Genomic DNA, 3,012 nt, shown 5'->3' with positions numbered 1-3,012 from the left:
TATAACGAAGTGTTAATATTTCTGCATGAACGTACATCCGATTCTACCGCCCTGGGTGCGTACCCTGTTTCGGCACTCGTTTGAGTCCATGAAGCCTTCAATCATGCCTATTTATGGGGATGGCTGAAAACTGGCACAGAGCCTGCTTGGACAGGAGCAACCATTTAACCAGTACCGGGTGGGATCACCTGAAACCAAGACTGGCAGGGTTCGTTTTCCTTTTGCAGGCCCGGGAAATAAAACAGACAGTTGTAACACAAAGGGAAAAGCGTAGACTTTGGAAACTATCGCATCCAGGTCACCCCTCCCGGATGAATATAAAGTAAAGCCAGGAGAATAATGCATGAAGTTAGTATCAGCCATTATCAAGCCATTCAAGCTTGATGACGTGCGCGAAGCGCTTTCTGAGATCGGCGTTCAGGGTATTACTGTGACTGAGGTCAAGGGCTTCGGTCGCCAGAAAGGCCACACTGAGCTGTATCGCGGTGCAGAGTATGTTGTGGACTTTTTGCCCAAGGTAAAGATTGAAGTGGCTATTTCAGATGACCTGCTGGATCAGGTGATTGAAGCGGTTTCCAATGCGGCTAATACCGGCAAAATCGGTGACGGAAAAATTTTCGTGACCTCTCTGGAGCAGGCTATTCGGATCCGTACCGGAGAGACTGGCGCTGACGCTATCTGATAACAGTCACAGGCATGAGTTGTTAGCAGCCACTGATGCTTTCACCGGGCTGCAATAATGTTATACAACCTTGGCTGAAAAGAAAGATAACAAAGATGTGAATTTTACTGGGAGGGGTCCCGTGGAAGATATAAACCAACTGTCGTATGCGCTCGACACTTTTTATTTCCTGATGTGTGGTGCACTGGTCATGTGGATGGCCGCCGGTTTTGCCATGCTTGAAGCCGGTCTGGTGCGCTCAAAGAACACCGTTGAAATTCTGACCAAGAATATTGCCCTGTTTGCCATTGCCTGCACCATGTACCTGCTCTGCGGTTATCAGATCATGTATCCGGGGGCGAACGAAGGTGGCATCATGCCGCTGTTCGGCACGCTGCTGGGCACTGAGAACAGCGTCGAGTCGGTGGTTGCCGGTGGTGACGATGCACCTTACTACTCACTGCGTTCTGACTTTTTCTTCCAGGTGGTGTTCGTGGCTACTGCCATGTCTATTGTTTCCGGTGCGGTTGCTGAGCGCATGAAGCTCTGGGCCTTCCTGCTGTTTGCGGTCTTTATGACGGGTTTCATCTATCCGGTACAGGGCTTTTGGAAGTGGGGCGGTGGCTTCCTGAACGCAGCGGGCTTCCAGGATTTTGCCGGTTCCGGTGTGGTGCACATGGCGGGTGCTTCTGCTGCTCTGGCGGGTGTGCTGTTGCTTGGTGCCCGTAAAGGCAAGTATGCGTCCAGCGGTGCGGTGAATGCCATGCCCGGTGCCAACCTGCCTTTGGCTACTTTGGGTACCTTTATTCTCTGGCTGGGCTGGTTCGGTTTTAACGGCGGATCGCAGCTGAAGATTGCCGATGTGGAAAATGCCAACGCGGTTGCCCAGATCTTTGTCAACACCAACGCTGGCGCTGTCGGTGGTGTGATTGCTGCCCTGATCGTAGCCAGGCTGTTGTTTGGCAAGGCGGACCTGACCATGGCCCTGAACGGTGCCCTGGCTGGCCTGGTGGCTATTACCGCTGAACCGCTGACGCCAACGGCTCTGGGTGCCACGTCGATCGGTGCGGTTGGTGGTGCCCTGGTTGTCTTCTCTATCCTGGCGCTGGACAAACTGCGTATCGATGATCCGGTAGGTGCCATCTCTGTCCACGGTGTTGTGGGTATCTGGGGTCTGCTGGCGGTACCTCTGACCAACAGCGACGCTACCCTGGGTGCTCAGCTGCTGGGTATTGGCAGTATCTTCGCCTGGGTGTTCGGTACTTCTCTGGTTGTCTGGGGTGTGATCAAGGCGATTATGGGTCTGCGTATCTCCGAAGAAGAAGAGTACGAGGGTGCTGACATCACAGAATGTGGTATGGAAGCTTACCCGGAGTTCACCAGTAAGTCTTAGGTCGGGAATGATTAATTGGGATAAGTTGCCCTGTACCTGTCGATTTACCAATAAGGTGACAATATGGGGAATAAGCTGACAATCAAGAAACGATAAACTAACAATTTTTTGCCATCATAATTTGACAACATACGTCTTTGGTTTAACTTTCCAGTAGTTAACCGGAGACGTATGATTATGAAAGATAGAACTATTGGTAAATCACGCAGTAAACGCATTTTTGGTTTCAATAGCGTCACGTCAGATAATCACTCTTGTAGAATCAACCCTTGAATTTGAAGCTTGTTACCATCTTGAATTCCGCCAGGCTATTTCCTCTTTCCAGGTCCAGCCTTCAGGGTATGAGTACCCTTCCTTTGGAAAACCGCAAACTACACACCTGATTTTAAAGTGACAGATGGGCGCTCTGGCCGTGAGGAGAGGGTTGAAGTCAAGTCTGGCAAAGAAGAGTTTGCACATGCTGCAAGAGAGCACTGGGCAATTGAAAATAAACGCCATTGGAAAATGGATGTTGCAATGAGAGAAGATGATTGCCGAATCAGAAGAGGCAATGCCGCTGAAATGCTCACTGGGTTTCGACATATGGCAGTCAATATGCTGAACAATACCAAAACCTTTAAAGCAGGTTTAGCGTAAGCAGAAAAAGGCAGCCATGAGCACTCAATATCTGTCTGAAGTCCTCGCAGGGTGCGGGGTTTCATGATTTTTCCCCGGCTTGGGGCGCTTATAACCCTCAGAGATCAATTCCAGAATGGGTTTAAATTGTTTACCCCCGTATTGATAAAGTCCCGGGTGTTGCGGGTAACAAGCGTCAGGCCATAGGTGATGGCTGTGGCTGCAATTTGTTTATCAATGGCATTTTCATAATCAGGCACTCTGGGCTTCCCCCAGATTTGAGCCTCTGTAAGTAGCTGGCCATATGGAATCGAATATTTCTGGCTACTTGGGCTGGTACTAT

At 50.1% G+C, this 3,012-nt stretch carries 2 protein-coding genes and 2 pseudogenes; 3 read left to right on the top strand and 1 reads right to left on the bottom strand.

What is annotated here, in order from left to right; genetic code table 11:
• Positions 1–343 precede the first annotated feature (343 nt).
• The 3 genes and pseudogenes from glnK to KDK14_RS18285 all read left to right on the top strand — a co-directional run.
• Complete coding sequence (gene glnK, locus KDK14_RS18295) at positions 344–682, top strand: P-II family nitrogen regulator (RefSeq protein WP_257266635.1); 339 nt, start codon at positions 344–346, stop codon at positions 680–682.
• Positions 683–803: 121 nt separating this feature from the next.
• On the top strand, positions 804–2,054 hold the full coding sequence (locus KDK14_RS18290; RefSeq protein WP_257266634.1) for an ammonium transporter: 1,251 nt from the start codon (positions 804–806) through the stop codon (positions 2,052–2,054).
• 444 nt (positions 2,055–2,498) lie between these two features.
• Positions 2,499–2,757: pseudogene (locus tag KDK14_RS18285) on the top strand (transposase); the annotation flags it as partial.
• Between the two features lie 37 nt (positions 2,758–2,794).
• On the opposite strand, the pseudogene KDK14_RS18280 reads toward KDK14_RS18285, so the two are convergent.
• Positions 2,795–3,012: pseudogene (locus KDK14_RS18280) on the bottom strand (hypothetical protein); the annotation flags it as partial.

The sequence above is a fragment of the Endozoicomonas sp. ONNA2 genome (assembly GCF_024606365.1).
In the GTDB taxonomy this organism is placed as follows: Bacteria; Pseudomonadota; Gammaproteobacteria; order Pseudomonadales; family Endozoicomonadaceae; genus Endozoicomonas.
The sequence above is the reverse complement of the archived record's forward strand: the minus strand, read 5'-3'. Positions and strand labels throughout refer to the sequence as shown.

What these genes read in the sequence shown, in the direction of transcription:
- glnK (WP_257266635.1), top strand. Translation starts at nt 344, where the DNA reads ATGAAGTTAGTATCAGCCATTATCAAGCCATTCAAGCTTGATGACGTG.